The sequence below is a fragment of the Modestobacter muralis genome, from assembly GCF_010682105.1.
Taxonomy (GTDB): domain Bacteria; phylum Actinomycetota; class Actinomycetes; order Mycobacteriales; family Geodermatophilaceae; genus Modestobacter; species Modestobacter muralis.
The window spans coordinates 11,967-36,070 of sequence record NZ_JAAGWH010000055.1 but is presented as its reverse complement, the minus strand read 5'-3'; the positions used below and the strand labels follow the sequence as shown (position 1 = coordinate 36,070).

Below are 24,104 nucleotides of genomic sequence, written 5' to 3'. Positions count from 1 at the left end.
AGCCCGGTCGGGGCCATGTTCGCGGACATGGCCCCGACAAGGAGGGCCATGTCCGCGAACACGGCCCTGCGGGGCGTCAGGGGTGCATGCGGGCGCCCTTCATGACCTTGTCGACGGCGTTCTTCGGGCCGTGGACGGCGAGCCCGACCAGGTCCAGGTCGCTGCCGGCGACGGCGCGGACCGCGGCCCGGTTCTGCACGTCGCCGGGGGTGCTGAACAGCTCGGCGGTGAACACGGCCGGCGTGAGCGAGCGCTCCAGCGCCCGGGTGCGGGCGGTCGCCAGCAGCTCGCCCGGACCGGCCAGCACGAGCACCGGCTGCCGGATCATCGGCAGATAGCCGGTGCCGTCGGCGTCTTCGTAGGGCTCGCCGACCAGCTCCGGACCGGTCGCGGTGAGGCCGCTGACCAGGAACGCGGTGACGTTGAGCGCCTGCCAGGGAGCGAGGTCCTCGCGCAGCAGGACGGCGATCTTGGTGGCCCAGCGGGGCAGCTCGTCGGGGGTGTCCATGCCGTCCAGGCTCGCGGCCCACCCGGCCCCGGGTCTTGTACGTTCCTGACGTGGCCGAGGTGACGGCGTGGCGGCCCGACGTGCCGGGGCTGACCGAGGTGCTGCACGCGCACTTCACCGACCACGTCTACCCGGCGCACACCCACCAGGCCTGGACGCTCCTGCTCGTCGACGACGGCGCGGTCGCCTACGACCTGGACCGGCACCGGCACGGCGCCACCCGCGGCCTGGTCACCCTGCTGCCGCCCGGGGTCCCGCACGACGGGCGCTCCTCCTCACCCGCCGGCTTCCACAAGCGGGTGCTCTACCTGGAGCCGGACACCCTGGGTGCGGGGCGGGTGGGCACCGCGGTCGACCGGCCCGCGGTCGAGGACCCCGCGCTGCGGGTGCGGCTGTCGGCGCTGCACGCCACGCTGCGCCCGGGCGGCGACGCCCTGGAGGCGGAGAGCCGGCTGGGCTTCGTCCTCGAACGGCTGGCCCAGCACCTGGACGGCGCGGTGGCCGCCGCTCCCGACGTCCGCGAGGACGCCCTCGCCGACCGGGTGCGCGACCTGATCGACGCCCGGGTGGCCGAGGGGGTGTCGCTGACCGAGACCGCCGAGACGCTCGGCGTGCACCCGACGTCGGTCGTGCGGGCCTTCACCCGGCGGCACGGGCTGCCGCCGCACCGCTACCTCACCGGCCGCCGGATCGACCTCGCCCGCCGGCTGCTGCTGGCCGGGATGCCCGCCGCCGAGGTCGCCGCGGCGGCCGGGTTCGCCGACCAGTCGCACCTGACCCGGCACTTCCGCCGGATGCTCGACACGACCCCGGGTGCCTACGCCCGCTCCGCGGCAGCCGGCCCGGCCCGCTCCTCGGTAGTCGGCACGGCCCGCTGATCGGCGGGACGCGGGTCAGCCCCGCAGGTCGGTCTCCTCGACCACTCGTGCCCGGACGGTGCTGCCGTCGGCGGTCGTGACCTCGACGTCGGTCACGACCGCGGGGGAGGTGAGCACCGCGACCCCGTCGTCCATCGGGCTGTCGTCCAGGGCCGCACCCGTCTCGTCGAACAGGCGCACCGTGCCCGCTCCCCGCGGCCCCACGACCAGGAGAACCGGCGTGGGCCCGCCGAGGTCGCAGCGCACCGCGACCACCCGCTGGCGGAGCGGCGGGCCGGCCGGCTGCACCCCGGTCACGCACGAGTCGTTGTCGGACCGGCCGCTGAGGTCGGCGGGGGTCCCGTAGGGCGCGGTGACCACGACCGCCCCGGACAGCTGCGGCACCGCCAGCAGGGTGGTGCGCACCGGCCGGTCGTCCCGTCCGGGCAGGTCGCCGGCCCACAGCACCGTCGTCCCCGAGGTGTCGGCGCGCTGGCCCAGCCGGCCGAGCAGGCCGCGCAGCTGCTCCCCGGCCGCCGCGTCCCCGGCGGCCGGCCGGGGCGCGGGCCGCAGCCGCGGCAGCCACGGCGGGCCGGGGTCGGGCTCGGTGAGCACGTCGAGCGGCCCGGCCGGCAGCTCGCGCCCGTCCCGGACGACGCTGAACCGGACCGCGGGGGAGTCGGTGGGCGTGGACTGCGGCAGCTCCACCACCGCGACCCCGTCGACGGTGGCCGCGGGGGCGGAGGTGCGGGTGACCGAGCCGTCGGCGGTGATCTCCGGGCGCGGCGAGACCTGCACCTGGTCGCCCGGGGCGCCGACCACCACCAGCGCGCCCCGCACCGGCGCAGCCAGCGCGACGGGCAGGGTCCGGTCCGGGGCGAGCTGCACCGCCTGCACCCGCATGCCGCGCGGTGGGGCGCCGGACGGGCCGGCGAACCAGGCGGCGGCGAAGTCCTGGTCGGTGCCGCTCACCACGAGCGCGGCGCGCCCGCCGTCCACGTCGGCGGCCCACACCACCCGGCGGTCGGCCGGTGGTGGCTGGGTGGCCAGGTCGGTGCCCGCCCACCCCTGCGCCTGCAGCTCGGCGAGGAACTCGGCGTTCCCGGCGAGCGACCCCCGCGGCGGGCCGGCGAAGACGTCGACGGGTGCGGCCTCCTCGCCCGGCGACGGGACCACCCGGACCAGCGCGGCCAGCCCGGCCAGCGTCAGGACGGCGGCGAGCACCCGCAGCCGGGTCCGCCGGCGCGACCGGCGCCGCTCCCCGCCGTCCTGCTCCAGGGCGGCGGCCTGACCGGTGGTGAGCTCCGAGCCGGCGGCCAGTGCGCGCAGCCGGTCGGGCAGCGGCGTGCGGTCGGGCCGACGCACCGGCGGCGGGGACCCGGGGGCCCGGAACGGCGCCTCGAGGACCTCCCGCTCGGCCAGGGCGCGGGCGTCCTGCCGGCCGAGCTCGGCGGCCAGCGCGGACACGGCCGCGTCGGTCTCCGCCGGGCCGGCCCGGAGCTCCCCGGCGGAGACGGGGTCGAGCAGGTGGACGACGGCCAGCACGCGGGTGCGGCGGGGGAGCGCGCGCAGGGCGGCGGCCAGCGCCGCGGCGCCGTGGTCGCGCAGCGGGGACGCCGGTGCGGGACGGTCCGCGGCGTCCAGCGCCGCACGCGCCACCGCCCGCCGCAGCGCCGTGGGCTCCCGGTGCCGGCCGGCCAGCGCCGTCGTCACCAGCGCCTCGGCGTCGGCGCGGTCGTCGGTGAGCAGCACGGCGAGCGGCCAGGCGGCCGCCGGGCCGTCGACGTCGTCGTCGGTGTGCACGTGCCCTCCGTCCCGCCGGACGCCCGGCGAGGACCATCGTCCGCCCCGCGCCGCCCCCGCGCTGGCCCCCTCGCAGGGCCCCACCGCGAGCTCGCGAGTGGTGGGGGGCGAGGGGTCCTTCAACTAGGGGGTCGCGAGGTCCAGGTCGGCGAGCGCGCCGGTGAGGTCGTCCTCGCGGACGAAGTCCAGGGCCAGCAGCCGGTGCACCAGCACCCCGCGCCGGGTGAGCCGCAGGTCGGCCGGGCGGAGCCGGGCGCGGACCGCACCCGGGCGCGCGACGGCCGGCGGCGGGTCGAGCAGCCCGGCGCGCTGCAGGTCGATGACGTCCTCCCGGGCGCCCCAGGCGAGCCACGTGCGCGGCTCGTCCGCCAGGGCCCCCAGTGGCAGGGGAGTGCGGTCGCGCCGGCCGACGGCGGCCAGGAACACCAGCTGCCGCCAGCTGCACGACTGCGCCAGCTGCAGCGCTCGGGCGGCCAGCGCGGTGTCGACGTCGGGGGAGACGACCACCTCGGCGAGCAGGTAGCCCAGGTGCCGGACCCGCCGCTCCTCGGTCGTGGCCCGCGCCGCCTGGACGACGTCCTCGACCAGGCGCTCGGCGGCCGACCGGGCCGCGGTGCTGACGTGGAAGAAGCCGTCGGTGCGCACCGGCCGGCCCTGGGCGGAGCGGGTGACCGACAGCTCGGCGGCGAACGCCAGGACGGCGCCGGCGCGGGCGCGCTCCCAGGTCAGCGGCAGCTCGGCGGCGGAGGTCGCGGCGTCGCGCAGGCAGGCGGCCAGCCGCTCGTCCAGCCGCACCGCGCTGCCCTCGGGGTCGAACAGCAGCCCGGCGACCGCGCGGGTCATCGACCCGGCGACCAGCTCACCGGTCTCGACCACGTCGCGGCCGGGAGCGCGCTCGTTCCCGCGGGAGTCCCTCACGCGGTGATAATGGCCCGGCCCGGGCGGTGACGCACCCGGCGGACCGCGGCCCTCACCACAGCGGGGCAGGAGCCGTGAGCACAACGGAACACGAGGTCACCGCCTCGGCAACGACCAGGCCATGCCGACCCGTCACCGTTCGGCCATGGCCAGCTCCGTCACCGCGACCACCGCTCCGCCGACCCCGCACCAGCCCGGCCGTCTCGGCGGTCGCTGGATCGACGACTGGCGCCCCGAGGACCCCGCGTTCTGGGAGTCCACCGGCAAGGGCGTCGCCCGCCGCAACCTGTTCTTCTCCGTCTTCTCCGAGCACATCGGCTTCTCCATCTGGAGCCTGTGGTCGGTGCTGGTGCTGTTCCTGCCCGAGCCGGTGTTCGGCATCGACCCGGCCGGCAAGTTCCTGCTCACCACCCTGCCCACCGCGCTCGGGGCCTTCGTCCGGCTGCCCTACACCTTCGCCGTCGCCAAGTTCGGCGGCCGCAACTGGACGATCATCAGCGCCGCGCTGCTGCTCGTGCCGACCGTCGCCACCGCGATCGTGCTGGAGCCGGGGGTCTCCTACTCCACGCTGCTGTTCGTCTCCTGCCTGGCGGGCGTCGGTGGCGGCAACTTCGCCAGCTCCATGACCAACATCAACGCCTTCTACCCGACCCGGCTCAAGGGCTGGGCGCTCGGGCTCAACGCCGGCGGCGGCAACCTCGGCGTCCCGGTGGTCCAGCTGCTGGGCCTGCTGGTGCTGGCCACCGCCGGGGCCGACAGCCCGCGGATCGTGCTGTTCGTCTACATCCCGTTCATCGTGCTCGCCGCGGTCGGCGCAGCCCTGGTGATGGACAACCTGACCTCGGCGCGCAACCAGCCGCGGGCGATGCGGGAGGTGGCCCGCCAGCCGCACACCTGGATCATGGCCTTCCTCTACATCGGGACCTTCGGCTCGTTCATCGGGTTCGGGTTCGCCTTCGGCCAGGTGCTGCAGAACCAGTTCACCTCCGACTTCGCCACCCCGCTGGCCGCCGCGCAGCTCACCTGGCTGGGCCCGCTGCTGGGCTCGCTGATCCGCCCGCTCGGCGGCTCGCTGGCCGACCGCTTCGGCGGCGCCCGGATCACCTTCTGGACCTTCATCGCCATGGCGGCCGGTGCCACGGTCGTGCTGGTGGCCAGCACGCAGCAGTCGCTGCCGCTGTTCCTCGTCGGCTTCGTGTCGCTGTTCGTGCTCAGCGGCATCGGCAACGGCTCGACCTACAAGATGATCCCGGCGATCTTCCGGGCCAAGGCGATGGACGACGTCGCCGCCGGCGGGGACACCGTGGCCGCCGACCGGCTGGCGCTGCGCCGCTCCGGTGCGCTGATCGGCATCGCCGGCGCGGTCGGGGCCTTCGGTGGGGTGCTGGTCAACCTCGCCTTCCGCCAGTCGTTCCTGGAGACCAAGACCGGCGACAGCGCCTACCTGGCCTTCATCGCCTTCTACGTGGTCTGCGTCCTGGTCACCTGGGTGGTCTACCTGCGCCCCGGCAACCGGATGGCCGGCGTCTGACCCACGGTGGGACAGCGGGGCGGGACGCGGCCGGCGTCCCGCCCCGCTGCACGTCCGGGGTCGTTCCGGCTGCGTTCCACCGGCCGCACGGCGGTGCCCGGAACGGCGTGCGCGGCATGTTGCCCACGGGTCACGCGGCCGAGAGGGGGCCGTCACGCCGGCTCCCTACGGTCGGCGACGACGGGGCACACAGCCGGCGCTCAGCGGCCCCCGGACACCCGCCCCTCCTCGTGCAAGGAGCTCGATGTCCCCGATCCTCCCGAAGTCCGACGCGGCCGACCTGGTGGTCGCGGCCCGGATCCGGCGTGGCCTGTCCTGGTCGCAGATCGCCGACCAGATCGGTGCACCGCTGGTGTGGTGCACCGCCGCGCTGCTGGGCCAGCACCCGATGAGCCGGGAGCAGGCCACCGCGGTCTGCGCGCTGCTGGAGCTCGACGAGACCGTGGCCGAGAGCCTGCAGCTGCAGCCCTCGCGCGGCTCGGACCCTGCGCTGCTCACCGACCCCACCGTCTACCGGCTTATGGAGGCGATGTCGGTGTACGGGCCGGCCCTGAAGGAGCTGATCCACGAGGAGTTCGGCGACGGGATCATGAGCGCGATCAACTTCAAGATCGACATCGCCCGCCGTCCCGACCCCGACGGCGACCGCGTCGTCGTCACCCTCGACGGCAAGTTCCTCGACTACCGCTGGTGACCCGCCCAGCTCCCCAGTCCCTCGCCGCACCCCACCCCTGTACCCGAGGAGCACGCCCGTGTCCTACGTGATGCCCGAGGACTTCGTGACCAAGATGATCGACGCCGGTGAGGCGAAGGTCTTCATGGCCACCCGCGACACCCTCATCCGTGCCTTCATGGCCGGCGCGATCCTGGCGCTGGCCGCCGCGTTCGCCGTCACCGTCACCGTGCAGACCGGGCAGGCGATCGTCGGCGCCCTGCTCTTCCCGGTCGGGTTCTCCCTGCTCTACCTGCTCGGCTTCGACCTGCTGACCGGTGTGTTCACGCTGGTCCCGCTGGCGCTGATCGACAAGCGCAAGGGCGTCACCGTGCGCGGCATGCTGCGCAACTGGGGCCTGGTGTTCACCGGCAACTTCGCCGGCGCGCTGGTCGTCGCGGTGATGATGGCGGTGATCTTCACGTACGCCTTCTCCGTGCCGCCGAACGAGATCGGGGAGCGGATCGGGTCGATCGGTGAGGGCCGGACCGTCGGCTACGCCGACCACGGGGCGGCGGGGATGCTCACGCTGTTCCTGCGCGCGGTGCTGTGCAACTGGATGGTCAGCACCGGGGTCGTCGCGGCGATGATGTCGACGTCGGTGTCCGGGAAGGTCATCGCGATGTGGATGCCGATCCTGCTGTTCTTCTACATGGGCTTCGAGCACTCGATCGTGAACATGTACCTGTTCCCCTCCGGCCTGATGCTCGGCGGCGACTTCTCGATCGGCGACTACCTGGTGTGGAACGAGATCCCGACGGTGCTGGGCAACCTGGTCGGCGGGCTGGCCTTCGTCGGGCTGACCCTCTACGCCACCCATGCCCGCACCGCGGCCACCCGCCGTCCCGCGGACGCCGCCCCGGTCGCGCCGGCGCCGGCCGCGGCACCGCGGGAGCCGGAGACGCTCAGCATGAGCTGACGCTCCTCCGTCGTCGCGGGGCGGCCGCTCACCTCCGGGGGAGTGGCCGCCCCGTCGTCGTCCGGCTCAGGCCCCCGTGCAGCGTCCCACCGCGGGCGGAGCGAGTGGTGGAGGGCACGGGGGTCCTTCGTCAGACCGCCAGTCGGTAGCCGCGCTTGACGACGGTCTCCACCACCGGCGCGCCGAGCGCGGCCCGCAGCCGGGTGACCGCCATCTCCACCGCGTGCGCGTCACCGCCGCCGGAGAGCGCGCCCAGCAGGTCGGGCCGGGAGACCACCACCCCGGGACGGCGGGCCAGCGCGCGCAGCACCGCCATCGGGCCCGGCGGCAGCTCGACCAGCCGCCCGTCGAGCACCGCGGCGTGCCCGCGGACCTGGAGCGTGTGCGGGCCGGAGGTCAGCACCGGGTGCCGGGCGGGCAGGTCGGAGACGACCGAGCGGGCCAGCGCCCCCAGCCGCGCGCGCTCGGGCTGCACGGTGCGGATGCCGGCCTCCTCCAGCGGGGCGGCGGTCACCGGCCCCACGGCCACCGCCAGGACGGCGTCGGTGAACGCGGCGAGCACCCCGGCGCGCACGCCCTCCTCCCCGGCGACCTGCAGCAGGCTGGCCGCGGCCGGGGCGCTGGTGAAGGTGACGGCGTCGACCCCGCGGGCGGCGATCGTGCCGACCAGCCGGCGCAGCGGCGCGGTGTCCTCGGGCAGCACCCAGCGGTAGACCGGCACGGTCAGCACGTCGGCGCCGGCCGCGCGCAGCCCGGAGACCAGGTCCGGCAGTGGGTCGCCGTGCAGCTGGACGGCGATCCGGCGTCCCTCGATCGGTCCCTCGGCGCCGGACAGCAGGTGCGCCAGCACCTCGGCGGAGTTCTCCGACTCCGGCGACCAGGCGTCGACCAGCCCGGCACCGCGGATCGCACCGCGCGCCTTCGGCCCGCGGGCGAGCACCCGGGAGGTGAGCAGGTGGTCCCGCAGCGGCAGGTCCCAGGCCTCCGCCGCCTCCAGCCAGCCGCGGAAGCCGACGCCGGTGGTGGCCACCACCAGGTCGACCGGCTCGGCCAGCACCTCCCGGGTGGCGGCCACCAGGTCGGCGTCGTCGGACAGCGGCACGATCCGGATGGCCGGGGCGTAGACGACCCGGGCACCGCGGCGGTCCAGCAGCGCGCCGAGCTCCTCGCTGCGCCGGGCCGCGGTGACCGCCACGGTGAACCCGGCCAGGGGCAGCAGCTCCTGGGCCGGGGCGTCTCCGCCGGGGCCGTCCACCGGACGGGCGAGCGCGGGATCGGTCACCCCTCCATGGTGCGGGCTGGGTGTTCCAACCGTGTGACGCGCCCCGACGGGACCGGTCCTCGGGTCGGCGAGAGCTGTCCCGCGGTCCCGGCCGGCACAGCCGGCGCGCCCGCTGCCGCCCGGAGGGTCCTCAGCGGCGTGCCGTCCCGGTCATGGGGATCACCGGTCGCACAGCGGCGCCGGGCCGGTGCGGCGGTGCAGGATGGTGGCGTGCCCGCCGACGTCCCGCCCCCTCCCACCGGGCCCGCTCCGGTCTCCGCCGTCCCGCGCCGGCTGCGGCTGATCACCGCCCTGACCGCGGCCGGCCTGGTGGCCGTGATGAGCGTGGTCGCCGTCCTGCTGAAGAGCTCGACCACCGGGGTGGTCTCCTTCCAGACCGCCGACCAGGTGGCGATGGTCGGCCTGGGCCTGGCGATGGGCGCCGGGGTGGTGCTGGTGGGCCGCTCGCGCGTCGACGCCGACGCCTCCGGGCTGCGGGTGCGCAACGTCGTGGTCAACCACGAGGTGCCCTGGGAGGCGGTGCGCGCGGTGCGGTTCGACCAGCACTCGCCGTGGGCCACGCTGCTGCTCACCAACGACGACGAGCTGGCCGTCTCCGCGGTGCAGGCCGCCGACGGTGCGCGGGCGCTGGTCGCGGTCCGCGGACTGCGCGCGCTGCTCAGCGACCACCAGGCCCGTGCGGCAGCCGCCGCGCCGCCGAAGGAGGACCTGCTCTACCCGGACTGAGGCTCCCGCGCGGGGACCGGACCCCGGGAATGACGCACGGGTGCCCGGCGCTGTACAGTGCAAGCGCCTCCCCCTGCACCATCGAGGCGTGAGAACCACCGGTGGTGGGATCGTGAGGTCCGACCACCGACCAAAGAGGAGCCCGCTCCCACCTGGTGCCTTCACAGGCGTCCAGGTCCCCGGAAGACGACCGGCGTGTCCGGTCGTCGCTGGAACCGCACCCTCGTCGAGGACGCGGCTGCAGCAGTCGGCGAGTGGGCCCTGTGAGCGATCAGCTCACGGGGCCTTTCTGTCGTCGGTGCCCGGGACGGGTGCGGCTCCTCCCCGCAGCAGCAGAGGAGAGGCCATCACCGAGCCCCGTATCAACGACCGTATCCGCGTCCCCGAGGTCCGCCTCGTCGGACCCGAGGGCGAGCAGGTCGGCATCGTGTCGATCGGCGAGGCGCTGCGGCTGGCGCAGGACAGTGAGCTCGACCTGGTCGAGGTCGCGCCCATGGCCCGCCCGCCCGTCGCCAAGCTCATGGACTACGGGAAGTTCAAGTACGAAGCCGCGCAGAAGGCCCGCGAGGCCCGGCGGAACCAGGCGCTCACCGTCATCAAGGAGATGCGGCTGCGCCTCAAGATCGACCCGCACGACTACGAGACCAAGAAGGGCCACGTCGAGCGCTTCCTCAAGGGCGGCGACAAGGTCAAGATCACCGTGATGTTCCGCGGTCGCGAGCAGTCCCGCCCCGAGATGGGCTACAAGCTGCTGCAGCGACTGGCCGGGGACGTGTCCGACCTGGGGATCGTGGAGTCGAACCCCAAGCAGGACGGCCGCAACATGGTCATGGTGATCGCTCCGCACCGGAACCAGGTGGCCTCCGACGCCGTCCGGCGCACCGCGAAGGCGGAGAAGCACGCAGCGTCGGAGACGCCGGCCGCGGCCCAGCAGGCCCCGGTCGCGCAGGCCCCGGCAGAGCAGGCCCCGGCCGAGCAGGCGCCTCCGGCCTGAGCCGGACGGCCCTGAGCACCGACCTGCACCACGCACCACCGAGACCGCCCGCGCCGGGGAGCACGACCTGCCCCGGCGCGGACATCCACGAACAGGACGAGGACATGCCGAAGAACAAGACCCACAAGGGCGCCGCCAAGCGGATCCGCGTCACGGGCACCGGGAAGCTGGTGGCCGAGCACACGAACAACCAGCACAAGTTCGAGCACAAGTCCGGCTCTCGGAAGCGGCGGATCTCCGGCACGGCTGAGCTGAACCCGGCGGACACCAGCCGGATGAAGAAGCTCCTCGGCATCTGATCCCGCCCCCCTCCCGAACGAGCAGACAGGAGCTTCCACGTGGCACGCGTGAAGCGGGCGGTCAACGCCCAGAAGAAGCGTCGTACGACCCTCGAGGCAGCCAGTGGGTACCGCGGTCAGCGGTCCCGGCTGTACCGCAAGGCCAAGGAGCAGCTCCTCCACTCCGCGACCTACAACTACCGCGACCGCAAGGTCCGCAAGGGTGACTTCCGCAAGCTGTGGATCACCCGGATCAACGCCGCGGCGCGGCAGAACGACATGACCTACAACCGGTTCATGCAGGGCCTGAAGCTGGCCGGCATCGAGCTGGACCGCAAGGTGCTGGCCGAGCTCGCCGTCAACGAGCCCGCCACCTTCACCTCGCTGGTGGCCTCTGCCCGGGCCGCGCTCCTCGCGAACCCGCAGGCGACCGGCGCGGCGCAGGCCGACACCGCCGCCGCGTAAGACCCCCGTTCCACCCAGCGACGCCGTCGCCGGTGGGTCCCCGTGACCCACCGGCGACGGCGTCGCTGTCTGTGCAGCCCACCCCGAGAGGAAGCCCGTGCCCGACCTCCTGACCGACCGCTCGGCGCGGGTCGTCGCCGCCCGCAAGCTCACCCGCCGCAGCGGTCGGGACGACGCCGGCGCCTTCCTCGCCGAGGGCCGCCAGGCGGTCAGCGAGGCACTCGCACAGGCCGAGGGCGAGCCGGGCGCCGTCCGGGAGGTGTTCGCCACCGAGGCGGCGGCCGAGGCGCACCACGAGCTGCTCGCCGCGACCCGGGTGCCGGTGCGGCTGGTCGACGAGAAGGCCGCGGCCTCGCTGTCGGAGACGGTCACCCCGCAGGGGCTGGTCGCGGTCTGCGCGCTGCGCGACGTCCCGGCGCAGCGGCTGGTCACCGACCCGCCCCAGCTGGCCGTGGCGCTGGCCGAGCTCAACGACCCCGGCAACGCCGGCACGGTGCTGCGCACCGCCGACGCGTGCGGTGCCGGCGCGGTGGTCTTCGGTGCCGGCTCCGCCGATCCCTACAACGGCAAGGTCGTGCGCAGCAGCGCCGGCAGCCTGTTCCACGTCGACGTCGTCCGCAGCGCGCCGCTGCCCGCGCTCATCGCGGGGGTGCAGGCCGCCGGGGTGCGGGTGCTGGCCGCCGACGGCGGGGGAGAGATCGCCCTGGACGCCGCCGCCGGCGACGGGCTGCTGGCCGGTCCGGTGCTGTGGCTGTTCGGCAACGAGGCCCGCGGGCTGGACCCGGCGCTCGCCGCGGCCGCCGACGTCCGGGTCCGCATCCCCATGCGCGGCCGGGCGGAGAGCCTCAACCTCTCGGTCGCCGCCGCGATCTGCCTCTACGCCACGCAGCTCGCCCAAGGCTGACCGGAGTGGGTCCGTGCCGGTGACCGGCACCGACCCACTCCGCTCAGCGGTCGGCGGGGTGCTTGCTGGCGTACATCCGGGCGTCGGCGCGGTGCAGCAGCGGGGCGAAGTCGTCGCCGTCCTCGGGGTGCACGGCGATGCCGATGGTCACCTGCACCGTCACCGTGGTGCCGGCGAGGGGCACCGGCTGCTCGATCACAGCGCGCAGGTCACCGGCGACCCGCTCGGCCTCGGCCAGGGCGCTGGCGCGGTCCAGGCCCAGCAGGCCGACGAGGAACTCGTCGCCGCCGAGCCGGGCCAGCAGGTCGCCCCGGCGGAGCCGCCCGCGCAGCCGGTCGGCCACGGTCTGCAGCAGCTCGTCACCGGCGGCGTGCCCGTGCGCGTCGTTGACGGCCTTGAAGCCGTCGAGGTCCAGGAACAGCAGGGCCACGGCGCCGCCGTCCAGGCGCGCCTGCCACAGTGCGGTCTCCATCCGCTCCTCCAGCCGGCGCCGGTTGGGCAGGCCGGTGAGCGGGTCGGTGTAGGCCAGCTCCTCGATCCGGGCCAGGTGCTGGCGGGTGCGGTCGCGCTCCTGCAGCAGCTCGCGCTCGGCGTTGACGCGGGTGGTCACGTCGGTCTGGACGCCGATGTACTGCACGACGGTCCCGCGGGCGTCGGTGACCGGCGCCAGGTGGATCTCGTTCCACCACGGCTCGCGCTGCGGGCCCCGGTGGTTCAGCACGGTCGCCCGGAACTCCTGACCGGCGTTGATCGCCGAGCGCATCCGGCTGACCATCGCCGGGTCGGTGTCGGCACCCTGCAGGAACCGGCAGTTGCGGCCCAGCACCTGGGCGGCCGACAGCCCCGCCAGCTGCTCGAAGGCGGCGTTGACGTAGATGAGGGGCTGGTCGGGAGCGGTCATGTCGCTGATCGTCACGCCGCTGGTCGTCGCGGCCAGCGCGCGCAGCAGCAGCGGCTCCTCGGGGGTGGGGCCGGCCAGCGATGACTGCGCCAGGGGCAGCTGGACCGGGGGAGCCGCGACCTCGGGGACCGGCGCGGGCTGGGCGGCCACCCGGGCGACGAGGGAGATCCCCGCCAGCTCCACGGTGGTCCGCTCGTAGGTCAGGGCGTACTCGTACCGGCGCTGTGCGTCCGGGCCGCCGTCGCCGAGGTCGCGGGCCAGCAGTGCGGCGCTGAAGTGCGGGCTGAGGACGACGACGTCCCACTCGCCGCGCACCGGGTCGGCGGGGTCCAGGTGGGCACCGCGCAGGCCGGGGACCGGCTCCAGGGGCAGGTCGGCACCCAGCGCGCAGACGAAGCCGGTGCGGGCGACCAGGTCGCGGTAGCGGAGCTTCGTGGCCGGGGTGAAGTGCCGGGCCTCCTGGAAGGTGGAGGCCACCACGCAGGTCTCGCCCAGTCGCATGGCCTGTCGCTCCAGGTGCTTGCTCAGCTCGATCAGCAGCGCCTTGGGGGCGACCCGCAGCTCGGTGCCCGCGGGCAGGCAGCCGAAGGGGGAGCCGTGCACGTCGGCGTCCAGGGCGACCGGGGCGGGCAGCTTCAGCGTGCTGACGGCGCGGTCGGTCACCGCGGTCGCGCCGGGCCGGCCGAAGTGCCAGCCCTGGCCGAGGCTGGCGCCCAGGGCACGGGCGGTGGCCAGGTGGGCCTCGTCCTCGATGCCCTCGGCGAGCACCAGGGCGCCGGTCCGCTCGGCGTAGCCGTTGACGGCGTTCATGATCTCCGCGACCGCGGGGCCGGGGCGCTGTTGCACCAGCCGCAGGTCGAGCTTGACGACGTCCGGGCGCAGCAGCGGCATGAAGGCCAGCGACATCGACTCCGCGCCCACGTCGTCCAGGGCGATGCCCCAGCCGACCTCGCGGACGCGCTCGACGGCCCGCAGGAGGTCGGCGGGGCGGGTGGCCAGCGCCCGCTCGGTGATCTCCACGACGACGCGCAGGCCCGCGGGTGCGGTGGTGGCGATCGCCAGCAGGTCCTCCAGGGGTGCGGACTCCAGCACCTCGGGCTCGACGTTGACGAACACGGTCAGCGGCGGGCCGAGCCGGGCGGCCACGGCGCCCCGGAGGGCCGCCGAACGGCACAGCGCGTCGAGCTCGGCCAGCCGGCCGGCGGTGCGGGCCGCGGCGAAGAGCGCGTCCGGGGTCTGCAGCGGGCCCTGGGGGCCGCGCGCGAGCGCCTCGTAGGCGACGACGTTGCCGGTGCTCAGCTCGACGATCGGCTGGTAGACGCTGTGCACGCTGCCGGTACGGAGGACGTCGTCGAGCGACGAGGTGAGGGTGGCGATGGAGGTCACGAGAGCGCATCGGCACGATCGGGTCCCGCTCGCGCACCTGGGCGGGTGTCGCCACCCCAACGGGTGATCGGCAACCCGGGCGCGCGGGGAGTCCTCCGCCCGGCAGAATGACCACCTGTGTCTGGCGCCAACGATCCCTACGACCCCAAGCAGGTCGCCGCGCTGTCCCCGGAGGCCCTCGAGGCCGCGGTGGACGCCGCGGTGACGGCGTTCGCCGCGGCCGGTGACCTCACCGAGCTGGCCGCCGTCCGGCCGGCGCACCTGGGCGACCGCGCGCCGGTGCTGCTGGCCCGCCGCGAGCTCGGGGCGCTGCCCCCGGCGGCCCGCTCCGACGCCGGCAAGCGGGTGAACGCCGCCCGGGTGGCGGTCACCGAGGCCCACGCGTCCCGGCTGGCGGTGCTGGAGGCCGAGCGCGACGAGCGGGTGCTGGCCGAGGAGCGCGTCGACGTCACGCTGCCCTGGGACCGCGCCCCGCGTGGCGCCCGGCACCCGCTGACCACGCTCACCGACCGGATCGCCGACGTCTTCGTCGGGATGGGCTACGAGGTCGCCGACGGGCCCGAGCTGGAGGCGGAGTGGCTGAACTTCGACGCCCTCAACACCGGCCCCGACCACCCGGCCCGGTCGCTGGCCGACACCTTCTTCGTCGCGCCGGAGGACTCCGGCCTGGTGCTGCGCACGCACACCAGCCCGGTGCAGGCCCGGACCATGCTCGAGCGCACCCCGCCGATCTACGTGGTGGCGCCCGGGCGGGTCTACCGCACCGACGAGCTCGACGCGACGCACACCCCGGTGTTCCACCAGGTCGAGGGCCTGGCCGTCGACCGCGGCCTCACCATGGCCCACCTGCGCGGCACCCTGGACCACCTGGCCCGCTCGCTGTTCGGCGCCGACGCCCAGACCCGCTGGCGCCCGCACTTCTTCCCCTTCACCGAGCCCTCGGCGGAGTTCGACGTGTGGTTCCCCGAGCACCGCGACGGTCCGCAGTGGGTCGAGTGGGGTGGCTGCGGGATGGTCAACCCGCGGGTGCTCACCGCCTGCGGCATCGACCCGGAGGTCTACACCGGGTTCGCCTTCGGCATGGGCATCGAGCGCGCCCTGCAGTTCCGCTCCGGCGTCGGCGACATGCACGACATCGTCGAGGGCGACGTCCGGTTCACCACAGCGTTCGGAGTCGATCAGTGAGTGAGCATCGCAGCGAGCGCCAGCGAGCGAGGAGCGGAGCGAACGTGTTGCGGAGCAACGGAGTGAACCAGTGAGAGTCCCTGTCAGCTGGCTGTCCGAGATGGTCGACCTCCCGGCCGGGATCACGGTCGAGGAGCTCGACGCCGCCTTCATCCGGCTCGGCCTGGAGGTCGACGCCGTCCACCGCCCGCCGGTCACGACCGGCCCGCTGGTGGTCGGCCGGGTGCTGGAGATCGAGGAGCTCACCGGCTTCAAGAAGCCGATCCGGTACTGCCAGGTCGACGTCGGCGAGGACGCCCCCCGCGGCATCGTCTGCGGCGCCCGCAACTTCGCCGTCGGCGACCTCGTGGTCGCCGCGCTCCCCGGCGCCGTCCTGCCCGGCGACTTCGCCATCGCCGCCCGGACGACGTACGACCACGTCTCCGACGGGATGATCTGCTCGGTCCGCGAGCTGGGCATCGGCGAGGACCACGCCGGCATCCTGGTGCTCGGCCAGGACGGGTACACCCCCGGGACACCGGCCGCCGGTGTCCTCGGCCTGGACGACGTCGTGTTCGACCTCGAGGTGACCCCCGACCGCGGCTACGCGATGAGCCTGCGTGGCATCGCCCGCGACCTGGCCGCTGCGCTGGCCGTCGACTGGCGTGACCCGGCGGCGCTCACCCCGCCGGCCTGGTCGGGCGAGCCGGCCTGGCAGGTCACCGTCGCCGACCCCGACCGTTGCGACCGGTTCTCGATGGTCGCGCTCGAGGGCCTCGACCCGACCGCGCCCAGCCCGTGGGCGATCCGCCGCCGGCTGGCCCAGTGCGGGGTGCGCAGCATCTCCCTCGCCGTCGACGTCACCAACTTCGTGATGCTCGAGCTCGGGCAGCCGATGCACGCCTTCGACCGGGACCGCCTCACCGGCCCGATCGAGGTGCGGTTGGCCCGCGCGGGGGAGCGGCTGACCACCCTGGACGGCGTCGACCGCGCGCTGACCGACGACGACCTGCTGATCGCCGACGGGTCCGGCCCGATCGGGCTGGCCGGGGTGATGGGCGGGGCGTCGACGGAGATCGGTGACGGGACGACGAGCGTGCTGCTGGAGGCCGCGCACTGGGCCCCGACCGGCATCTCCCGCGGGGTCCGCCGGCACAAGCTGCCCAGCGAGGCGGCCAAGCGCTTCGAGCGCGGCACCGACCCCGAGGTCACCGTGGTCGCGCTGGCCCGCGCCGCGGCGCTGCTGGCCGAGCACGGCGGCGCCCGCGTCGTCGGTGCACCGGTCGACCTGGACGTCCGTGGTCCCCGGCCGGTCATCGCCCTGGACGCCGCGCGGCCCGGGCGCATCGCCGGCGTCGCCTACCCGGTCTCCCAGGTCGTCGACGTCCTGCGGGCCGTGGGTGCCACCGTCGACGCCGACGGTGCGCAGCTGCAGGTGACCCCGCCGTCCTGGCGCGGTGACCTCACCGACCCGGCCGACCTGGTCGAGGAGGTCGTGCGGTCCGTCGGCCTGGACGAGATCCCCTCGGTCCTGCCGAGCGCGCCCCCCGGCCGCGGGCTGACCGAGCGCCAGCGCCGCCGGCGCAGCATCGGCCGCGCGCTGGCCGAGGCCGGCTACGTCGAGGCGCCGTCCTACCCGTTCCTCGGCACGACCGTCCTCGACGACCTGGGCATCCCGGCCGAGGACGAGCGCCGCACGCTGATCACCCTGCGCAACCCGCTCTCGGAGGAGGCCCCGGCGCTGCGGACGACGCTGCTGCCCGGGCTGCTGGGCTCCCTGGCCCGCAACCTGGCCCGCGGCCAGCGCGACGTGGCGCTGTTCGAGCACGGCTCGGTCTTCCCCGGCGGCCTGACCGGCACCGCGCCGGTGCCCGGCGTCGACGCCCGCCCCGACGACGCGACGCTGGCCGCGCTGCTGGGTGCGGTGCCCGTGCAGCCCTGGCACGTGGGCGTGGTGCTCACCGGGCACCGCGAGCCGCGCGGCTGGTGGGGGCCGGGCCGTCCGGCCGACTGGGCCGACGCGGTGCAGGCCGCCCGCGTGGTGGCCGCGGCCGCCGGTGTCGAGCTGACCGTGCGCGCCGGCGACCTGGCGCCCTGGCACCCCGGCCGCTGCGCCGAGCTGCTGGTGGGCGAGCAGGTCGTGGGCCACGCCGGCGAGCTGCACCCGCGGGTGTGCGCGGCGCTCGAGCTGCCGGCCCGCACCTGCGCGATGGAGCTCGACCTCGACGCGCTGCCGCCCGCCGGGGTGCCGGTCGGCCCGGCCATCTCCACGTTCCCGCCGGTGCGCATGGACGCCGCGCTGGTCGTCGCCGACGGCCACCCGGAGGCGCTGGTGCGCGACGCGCTGGCCGCCGGGGCGGGGGAGCTGCTGGAGGACGTGCACCTGTTCGACGTCTACACCGGCAGCTCGATCCCCGCCGGCAGCCGGTCGCTGGCCTACGCGTTCACCTTCCGCGCGGCCGACCGGACGCTGACCACCGAGGAGGCCAGGGCGGCCTTCGAGGCCGCGGTCGCCGCCGCGGCGTCGGCCACAGGGGCGACCCTCCGTGCCTAGTCCGGACCTCCGCGGCACGGTCGCGCTGATCACCGGGGCCTCAGCCGGCATCGGCCGCCACCTGGCGCAGGGCTTGGCCGAGCGCGGCGCGACCGTGGTTGGGCTGGCCCGCTCCGGTGACCGGCTGGTCGCGGCGATGGACGACGTCGCCGAGGCGACCGGGGCCCGCACCCTGGCCGTGGCCGCCGACGTCACCGACCCCGACGCCGTCCGGGCCGCCGTCGACCAGGTGGTCGCCGAGCTCGGACCGGTCACCCTCCTGGTCAACAACGCCGGGCTGATCGACGCCGCCGAGGTCCCGCTGTGGCAGGCCGACCCCGAGCAGTGGTGGTCGGTGGTGGAGAGCCAGGTGCGCGGGCCGTTCCTGATGGCGCACGCCGTCGTGCCCGGGATGGTCGCTGCCGGTGGTGGCCGGGTGATCGGGCTGGGCAGCGGCCTGGGCACGCGGGGGAGCGACGTCTACAGCGCCTACTCGGCCGGCAAGACCGCGCAGATGCGGATCACCGAGGGCATCGCCCTGGCCGGGGCCGCGCACGGCGTGCGGGCGTTCGACCTGGCGCCGGGTGTCATCGACACCGCGATGACCCGGGCGATGCCGGTGCACGCCGGGCGCACGGAGTGGACCCGGCCCGAGGACGTCGTCGCCCTCGCGGTGGCGATCGCCGCCGGCGAGCTCGACCAGTGGTCGGGCCGTTTCCTGCGCGCCGGGGCCGACGACCTGGACACGCTGCGCCGCACGACCCCGGAGGGCACGGCGCGCCAGCTGCGGCTGCGCCCGTACGGGGACGCCGACCCGATCGGCTGAGCGGCCCCGGCGACACGGCCGCCGCCGGGCGCGCGTCCTCGTGCTCCCAGGGCCGGGCTGCCAGGCTGGGCTCCTGCTGAAGGAGGTCCACCATGGCCACTCCCTCCCGGGGAGCCACCGGGCTGATCGTCGTGGCACTGCTGATGGTCGTCGGCTTCACCGCGTGGTCCGGCCGAGCCGGCTGGGAGGCGAGCGGGTGGTGGTCCGCCGTCCTCTTCGGGGTCCCGCTGACGTGTGCCGCGGGAACCCTCCTGGCTGAGCGCGTGATCCGGGGGCGGCTGGCCCCGGTCGTGGTCGGTGTCCTCGCCTGGGTCTCGCTGGGCTGGTCGCTGCTCACCGGGCTCGGCATCGGGCTCGGCTTCCTGCTGCCGGCGTTGCTCCTGGTGGTCGCCGCGCTGGTCTCCGCGGTCGACCGGGCCACCGGTACGCGGGCGCCGCTGCCCGGCTGAGCTGCGCCGGCCTCAGACCAGGGTGGCCAGCGCCCGGGGTGCGATGTCGACGGTGACCGTCGTGCCGGCCTCCAGCTCGACCAGTTCGCCGTCCAGCTGCAGCGGCATGGGGGTCAGCGTGGTGAACGCGTAGTGCGTGGCGCTCGGCTGCGGGCCCAGCCCGCGGGTCGCGGCGCGCAGCGCGGTCGCCAGCACCCGCAGCTTGCCGGTGCGCCGCTGGGTGACCACCTCGAACCGGCCGTCGTCGGGTGCGGCGCCCTCGGTGAGCGTGGCGACCTTGGCCATCTGGGAGATGTTGGCGAACACCAGGCTGTCGATGGTCCGCCGCTGCCCGTTCTCGAGCCGCACCGGGAAGGGGCGGAAGCGAGCGAACCCGCGGACCACCGCGACGATCTCCCGCCACGAGCCCTTGCCGCCCTTCTCCAGGTCGACCGCGACCACCGGGGTCAGCCCGACGCCGATGTAGGAGTGCGCGTACCGGACCTCGGTCCCTGCCCCGCGGCCCAAGGTGAGCCGGAGCAGGTCGATCCGCCGGACGTCGCCGGCCACGATCGCGTCGGCCAGGTGGTGCTCCTTGGTCGTCCGGCGGTGGTCGTTGGCGTTGCCGGCGGCCCGGACGGCGCAGACGACCTGGTCGTTGCCGGCCTGCACCGCCCCGTCGACGACCTCGTTGTACCCACCGTCGCCGCTGACCGAGACGAGCAGCGGCCGGCCGGTGGCCGCCACCTCGCGGGCGATCTCGCGGGCGTGCCCGGCGCGCTGGGTCGGGCGCAGCTCCACCGGCACGTCCGGCAGGCGGTCCACCAGCTCGGCCTGCAGCTCCTCGGCGAGCCGGGGGGCGTCCCCGGTGCTGTGCGGGTTGAAGACGATGACGATCCGGTCGAACGGGCTCACGGCGGACGTCTCCTCGGGCTGCGGGTCGGCGCGTGGCGCGGGCACCACGACGGGGCGATCCTGCCCGGTCAGCAGCCCGGCTGCCGCCCGTGTCCCGGCGCGGCGACGGTCCACCGCGCCCGACCGGTCAGAGGACCGCCGCGAAGAGTCGCGTCACCCCGGCGATCTCGACCATCCGCTGCACGGTGTGCGAGGGGCGGCGCAGCTCCGGGACCCGGCCCGACCGGCGGGTGGCCTCGGTGGCCCGGACCAGCAGCCGCAGCCCGGGGCCGTCGAGGAAGGTGGCCGCGGACAGGTCGACCGCCACCGCCGACCGCCGGGCGGGGGAGGAGGTGGCGTCGTAGGCGGCGACCACGAGCTGGTCGACCTCGCCGTGCAGCCGGAGCACCGGCCCGCCGTCCTCGTCGACCAGGTCGATGCCGCCGGGCAGGTCGATGGTCTGCATGGTGTCCCTCCCCCTGGCCGGCACCGTCCGCCGACCTCGCGCACACCCTGCCCCGGGGGTCTGACAGTTCTGCTGCGCGTCGCCTGCCGACCGGCTGGGAGCTCAGGCCGCCGGCGTCGCCCCGACGACCCAGACCGTGTTGCCGTCCGGGTCGCGCAGCGCGAACAGCAGCGGCGCACCCGGGAACGGCTCGGGAGCCGGGTCGAGGTCGACGTCCCCGCGGGCCGCCAGCCGGGCGTGCTCGGCGAGCACGTCGATCGAGTCGACGCCGATGGCGCCACCGCTGGGTCGCCCGTCCGTCGGGGGCGTGAGCGCGAGCCGGGCGGCCGACCCGGGCGGGGCGACCTCAAGCCAGCGGTGCTCGCCGCGGGCGCCGAACCGGACGTCGGCGCGGACCTCGAAGCCGAGGACGTCGGTGTAGAAGGCCAGCGCCGCGTCCTGGTCGCGGACCGGGAACATCGCCGTGGACAGCTGGGTCAGGGTGGTGGTGGTCGTGGTGGTCATGCCAGGGGAGACCGGCCTGCGGGGTCGGACTCATCGGTCCGAGGTCGTCCCGACCGGTGCAACCCGGCCTCCGGCCGGCGGTCGCGTCAGCGCGCGAGGGAGCCGAACAGCTCGACCAGCCGGTCGGCATGCGCGTCGAACGTGTACCGCTCCCGCACCGCGAGCGCCGCGCGGGCGCCCGCCCGGGTGGCCAGCTCCCCGGCCAGGACGTCGGCGACGCCGTCCGCGGAGTCGTAGAACAGGCCGGTGCCGTCCTCGCGCAGCGCCCGGGCCACCGAGACCAGCTGCCCGGGGTGGTCCGGCTGCAGCAGCGGCAGCCCCGCGGCCAGGCAGACCGGCAGCCGGGCGGGGGAGTTGAGGTCGTCCCAGCTGGCCCGGCGCAGCTCGCCGTCGTTGTCGCTGGGCAGGCGGTGCAGCCAGCCGGCGTCGTAGCGGGACAGCTCGGTCACCCAGCTCTCCGGGCCCACCGCCGGGTGCACGTGGACGTGCCCGGGCGCGGCGGCCAGCGCCTCGTCCAGCCAGCCGGTCCACGACCCGGTGGGGCCGGGCGCCCGGACGCGGCCGTAGAGGTGGGTGTGCACCCCGCGCCGGGCCAGCTCGACCAGCCACTCGGCGTCCAGCCCGGCGGGGCGCCCCACGACGACGGTGTGCGGCTGCCCGTCGGCGTCGGAGAGCCTCGCCGACCGCGGCGCGTCCAGCCAGTCGCGCTTGGGCAGGTCGCCGTCCAGCACACCGAGCCGGGCCGGGTCGACCCGCCCGCGCAGCGCACCGGCGAACCAGTCGCGCTCCTCGGCGGTGGCCAGCAGGCAGGCGTCGGCGCCGGTGACCAGGTCGGCGAGCAGCGGCCACTCGCCGCGCACCATGCTGCGCTGCGGCGCCTCCTTGAAGTGCCAGACGAACGGGACGTCGGGGAACGCGCTGCGCACCGCGTGCGCGAAGGGGACGGCGCGCCAGTTGAGCTGGGCCCACACGACGTCGGGGGCCGGCGCGGCGACGCCGTCGCGCCAGGTGTCCCGGTCGAGGTCGGGCACGTGCCCGAACGGGAGCGGCCCCACCGTCGAGTCGCCCAGCCCGTCGGGGGTCCACAGCCCGGTCAGCCGGTGCCCGCGCTCGCGCAGCGTCAGCACCCGCTCGGGGTTGAAGGCCAGCTCCCCGACCAGCAGCACCGACAGGCCGTCGGGCTCGGGGTACGTGCGGTCGCGGAAGCGGGCGTAGCGGGCGACCTCGTCGACGTCCCCGCTGTCGGTGGAGGCGAAGCGCAGCGGCTGCGCCACCCGGTAGCGGCTGCGGAAGACGTTGAGCCCGCCGTCGGTGGACTCCCGGATCGCCCGCGAACGCTGACCGGCGTGCCGCGTCCAGGTGCAGGTGACCCGGCCGGTGTCCGCCGTCCGGCCCGAGCCGGCCAGCCGGTGCCAGAACAGCCGGTCGAGGTCGTCGGCCTCCAACTCGGCGCGCTCGGTCCACCGGTGCGCCGTCCGGCGATGGGCGACCTGTACCAGCTGGGCGTACTGGGTGTCTGAGGGCTCGGACAGCCCGCTGCGTGCCAACACCACCTCCGGGTCGGCAAGGCACCCCAGCAGCGCGCCGAGGTGGTCGGGCGCCCAGACGTCGTCGGCCGGCAGGTACGCCACGACCGGTGCGCCGGTCGCGTCCAAGCCGGTGTTGAGCGTGGCGCCCAGGCCGCGGTTGTCGGCCCGGGCGAGCAGCCGGACGCGCGCGTCGGGCAGCCCGGCGACCACGGCGGCCACGGCCTCCGGGGCGGGTGAGCCGTCGTCGACGACGACGGCCTCCCAGTCGGTCACCGTCTGGGCCAGCAGGCCGTCCAGGGCACGGGGCAGCCACGCCGACTGGTCGTGCACCGGGACGACGACGGCGACCCGGGGACCGCTCACGCCGGGACGGACAGCGCCGGCTCGCCGCCCCGGACCTGCCGGTAGACGTCGGCGACGCGCGTCGCCAGGTGCGGCCACGAGTAGTGCCGTGCGTTCTCCCGGGCACCGGCGGCCAGTCGGGCGCGCAGCGCGGGGTCGGCGACCAGCCGGTCCAGGGCGGCGGTCAGGGCGGGTACGTCACCGGGCGGGACGAGCAGCCCCGTCTCCCCGTGCCGCACCACCTCGGGGATCCCGCCGACGTCGCTGGCCACCACCGGCAGGCCGGCGACCATCGCCTCGACCAGCACCGACCCCATCTCCTCGTAGGCCGAGGGCAGCACGAGCAGGTCGAGCGAGGCGAGCACCCCCGGGACGGCGGAGTGCTCGACGAACCCGCGGGTGCTGATCCGGTCGGCCGCCGGGCTGGTGCGCACCAGGCGGTGCACGCGGTCGCGCTCGGGACCGTCGCCCACCACGACCAGGTCGGCCACCTCCTGCATCGCGCCGAAGGCGGTGACCAGCAGGTCCGCCCGCTTCTGCGCGGCGAGCCGGCCCACGTACCCGATCCGCGGCCGGCTGCGCGGGGCGCGGTCGGCCGGCACGTCGAACACCGCGGGCTCGAAACCGGAGGGGATCGTGCTGATCCGCTCCGCCGGGACGCCGTCGGCCCGCAGTGCCGCTGCCGTGCGGCCGGTGAGGACGACGACGGCGTCGGCCCGGCGCAGGGTGCTGCGCTCGATGCGGCCGCCGACGGCCCGGACCATGCGGGCGTGCAGCGAGTGGCCGGTCAGGGTGTGCCCGACGCTGCAGTGCACGGTCACCACCAGGGGGCAGCCGTGCCGCAGGGCGGCGAGGCGGGCCAGCAGCAGGGTGGCGAGGTCCTCGCCCTGGTGGCCGTGCACCACGTCGACGGGGCCCGCGGCCCGGGACAGTGCGCGCGGCAGGGCGGCGAGCGCCCACAGCTGGCGGGCGCGCCGGGTGCGCACCCCGGTGCGGTGCACCAGCGCGCCGACTCCCTGCCGGTCGGACCGGCGTGGCCCGCCCAGCCGGGAGGTGAGCACCGTCTGCCGGTGGCCCTGCGCGTCCAGGCACCGGGTGAGCGCGGCGGTGTGGTTCTGCATGCCGCCGATCGGGTCGAACCGGGCGGTGCGGGCGTCGAGACCGACGCCGTCCGCACGCGTCCCGGAGCCGGCCGGGGGCTCGAAGACACTGCACAGGCGCAGGACGTGCACCT

At 75.6% G+C, this 24,104-nt stretch carries 23 protein-coding genes; 13 read left to right on the top strand and 10 right to left on the bottom strand.

Annotated features, from left to right (window positions below; genetic code table 11):
* Positions 1-76 precede the first annotated feature (76 nt).
* A complete protein-coding gene (locus GCU67_RS18290; RefSeq protein WP_163612789.1) occupies positions 77-508 on the bottom strand; it encodes a DUF2000 domain-containing protein in 432 nt (143 codons plus the stop codon).
* Between the two features lie 50 nt (positions 509-558).
* Between GCU67_RS18290 and GCU67_RS18285 the strand changes: the two genes are divergently transcribed.
* Entirely contained in the window at positions 559-1,386 is an 828-nt protein-coding gene (locus GCU67_RS18285) for a helix-turn-helix domain-containing protein (protein ID WP_163612788.1), read from the top strand.
* A gap of 15 nt (positions 1,387-1,401) precedes the next feature.
* On the opposite strand, the gene GCU67_RS18280 is transcribed toward GCU67_RS18285, so the two are convergent.
* Together GCU67_RS18280 and GCU67_RS18275 are read right to left on the bottom strand one after the other, a co-directional pair.
* A complete protein-coding gene (locus GCU67_RS18280) occupies positions 1,402-3,168 on the bottom strand; it encodes a hypothetical protein (protein WP_163612787.1) in 1,767 nt (588 codons plus the stop codon).
* Between the two features lie 123 nt (positions 3,169-3,291).
* The gene (locus GCU67_RS18275; RefSeq protein WP_163612786.1) at positions 3,292-4,086 is read right to left on the bottom strand and encodes a hypothetical protein; all 795 of its coding nucleotides are present in this window, start codon (positions 4,084-4,086) and stop codon (positions 3,292-3,294) included.
* Between the two features lie 145 nt (positions 4,087-4,231).
* On the opposite strand from GCU67_RS18275, the gene GCU67_RS18270 reads away from it, so the two are divergent.
* From GCU67_RS18270 to GCU67_RS18260, 3 genes are all read left to right on the top strand, one after another.
* Positions 4,232-5,617 carry an MFS transporter gene (locus GCU67_RS18270; RefSeq protein WP_163612785.1) on the top strand — a complete coding sequence of 462 codons (1,386 nt, stop codon included), beginning with the start codon at positions 4,232-4,234 and terminating at the stop codon, positions 5,615-5,617.
* A 244-nt stretch (positions 5,618-5,861) separates the two neighbouring features.
* The gene (cynS, locus tag GCU67_RS18265; RefSeq protein ID WP_163612784.1) at positions 5,862-6,311 is read left to right on the top strand and encodes a cyanase; all 450 of its coding nucleotides are present in this window, start codon (positions 5,862-5,864) and stop codon (positions 6,309-6,311) included.
* Positions 6,312-6,369: 58 nt separating this feature from the next.
* Positions 6,370-7,248, top strand: coding sequence for a formate/nitrite transporter family protein (locus tag GCU67_RS18260; RefSeq protein ID WP_163612783.1), 879 nt, complete (start codon positions 6,370-6,372; stop codon positions 7,246-7,248).
* A 130-nt stretch (positions 7,249-7,378) separates the two neighbouring features.
* Here the strand turns inward: GCU67_RS18260 and GCU67_RS18255 are convergent, their stop codons facing one another.
* Positions 7,379-8,530 carry a uroporphyrinogen-III synthase gene (locus GCU67_RS18255; protein WP_163612782.1) on the bottom strand — a complete coding sequence of 384 codons (1,152 nt, stop codon included), beginning with the start codon at positions 8,528-8,530 and terminating at the stop codon, positions 7,379-7,381.
* Positions 8,531-8,740: 210 nt separating this feature from the next.
* Here GCU67_RS18255 and GCU67_RS18250 point away from each other — a divergent pair, with 210 nt between their 5' ends.
* The 5 genes from GCU67_RS18250 to GCU67_RS18230 all read left to right on the top strand — a co-directional run bounded on the left by GCU67_RS18250 (position 8,741) and on the right by GCU67_RS18230 (position 11,897).
* Positions 8,741-9,256 (top strand): PH domain-containing protein, encoded by a 516-nt coding sequence (locus GCU67_RS18250; RefSeq protein WP_163612781.1) that lies wholly within the window; start codon positions 8,741-8,743, stop codon positions 9,254-9,256.
* Between the two features lie 298 nt (positions 9,257-9,554).
* Positions 9,555-10,250 carry a translation initiation factor IF-3 gene (gene infC / locus GCU67_RS18245; RefSeq protein ID WP_163612780.1) on the top strand — a complete coding sequence of 232 codons (696 nt, stop codon included), beginning with the start codon at positions 9,555-9,557 and terminating at the stop codon, positions 10,248-10,250.
* Positions 10,251-10,354: 104 nt separating this feature from the next.
* Positions 10,355-10,549, top strand: coding sequence for a 50S ribosomal protein L35 (gene rpmI / locus GCU67_RS18240; RefSeq protein ID WP_163612779.1), 195 nt, complete (start codon positions 10,355-10,357; stop codon positions 10,547-10,549).
* Between the two features lie 39 nt (positions 10,550-10,588).
* A complete protein-coding gene (gene rplT, locus GCU67_RS18235) occupies positions 10,589-10,993 on the top strand; it encodes a 50S ribosomal protein L20 (protein ID WP_163612778.1) in 405 nt (134 codons plus the stop codon).
* Positions 10,994-11,090: 97 nt separating this feature from the next.
* A complete protein-coding gene (locus GCU67_RS18230) occupies positions 11,091-11,897 on the top strand; it encodes a TrmH family RNA methyltransferase (protein WP_163612777.1) in 807 nt (268 codons plus the stop codon).
* Positions 11,898-11,940: 43 nt separating this feature from the next.
* Here the strand turns inward: GCU67_RS18230 and GCU67_RS18225 are convergent, their stop codons facing one another.
* Complete coding sequence (locus GCU67_RS18225) at positions 11,941-14,184, bottom strand: diguanylate cyclase domain-containing protein (protein WP_338105137.1); 2,244 nt, start codon at positions 14,182-14,184, stop codon at positions 11,941-11,943.
* Between the two features lie 117 nt (positions 14,185-14,301).
* Between GCU67_RS18225 and pheS the strand changes: the two genes are divergently transcribed.
* The 4 genes from pheS to GCU67_RS18205 all read left to right on the top strand — a co-directional run bounded on the left by pheS (position 14,302) and on the right by GCU67_RS18205 (position 19,156).
* Complete coding sequence (gene pheS, locus GCU67_RS18220; RefSeq protein WP_163612776.1) at positions 14,302-15,369, top strand: phenylalanine--tRNA ligase subunit alpha; 1,068 nt, start codon at positions 14,302-14,304, stop codon at positions 15,367-15,369.
* Positions 15,370-15,439: 70 nt separating this feature from the next.
* Positions 15,440-17,902 carry a phenylalanine--tRNA ligase subunit beta gene (gene pheT / locus GCU67_RS18215; protein ID WP_163612775.1) on the top strand — a complete coding sequence of 821 codons (2,463 nt, stop codon included), beginning with the start codon at positions 15,440-15,442 and terminating at the stop codon, positions 17,900-17,902.
* Positions 17,895-18,707, top strand: coding sequence for an SDR family NAD(P)-dependent oxidoreductase (locus tag GCU67_RS18210; protein WP_163612774.1), 813 nt, complete (start codon positions 17,895-17,897; stop codon positions 18,705-18,707). The genes pheT and GCU67_RS18210 overlap by 8 nt, the downstream gene beginning before the upstream one ends.
* Positions 18,708-18,799: 92 nt before the next feature.
* The gene (locus tag GCU67_RS18205; RefSeq protein ID WP_163612773.1) at positions 18,800-19,156 is read left to right on the top strand and encodes a hypothetical protein; all 357 of its coding nucleotides are present in this window, start codon (positions 18,800-18,802) and stop codon (positions 19,154-19,156) included.
* Positions 19,157-19,168: 12 nt separating this feature from the next.
* Here the strand turns inward: GCU67_RS18205 and GCU67_RS18200 are convergent, their stop codons facing one another.
* The 5 genes from GCU67_RS18200 to GCU67_RS18180 all read right to left on the bottom strand — a co-directional run bounded on the left by GCU67_RS18200 (position 19,169) and on the right by GCU67_RS18180 (position 24,102).
* The gene (locus tag GCU67_RS18200; protein WP_163612772.1) at positions 19,169-20,050 is read right to left on the bottom strand and encodes a diacylglycerol kinase family protein; all 882 of its coding nucleotides are present in this window, start codon (positions 20,048-20,050) and stop codon (positions 19,169-19,171) included.
* A 127-nt stretch (positions 20,051-20,177) separates the two neighbouring features.
* A complete protein-coding gene (locus GCU67_RS18195) occupies positions 20,178-20,495 on the bottom strand; it encodes an STAS domain-containing protein (RefSeq protein WP_163612771.1) in 318 nt (105 codons plus the stop codon).
* Positions 20,496-20,597: 102 nt separating this feature from the next.
* Positions 20,598-20,999, bottom strand: coding sequence for a VOC family protein (locus GCU67_RS18190; protein WP_163612770.1), 402 nt, complete (start codon positions 20,997-20,999; stop codon positions 20,598-20,600).
* Positions 21,000-21,085: 86 nt separating this feature from the next.
* Positions 21,086-22,891, bottom strand: coding sequence for a glycosyltransferase (locus tag GCU67_RS18185; protein WP_163612769.1), 1,806 nt, complete (start codon positions 22,889-22,891; stop codon positions 21,086-21,088).
* Positions 22,888-24,102 (bottom strand): glycosyltransferase, encoded by a 1,215-nt coding sequence (locus GCU67_RS18180; protein WP_338105135.1) that lies wholly within the window; start codon positions 24,100-24,102, stop codon positions 22,888-22,890. Before GCU67_RS18180 ends, GCU67_RS18185 begins: the two co-directional genes overlap by 4 nt.
* Between the last annotated feature and the right edge of the window lie 2 nt (positions 24,103-24,104).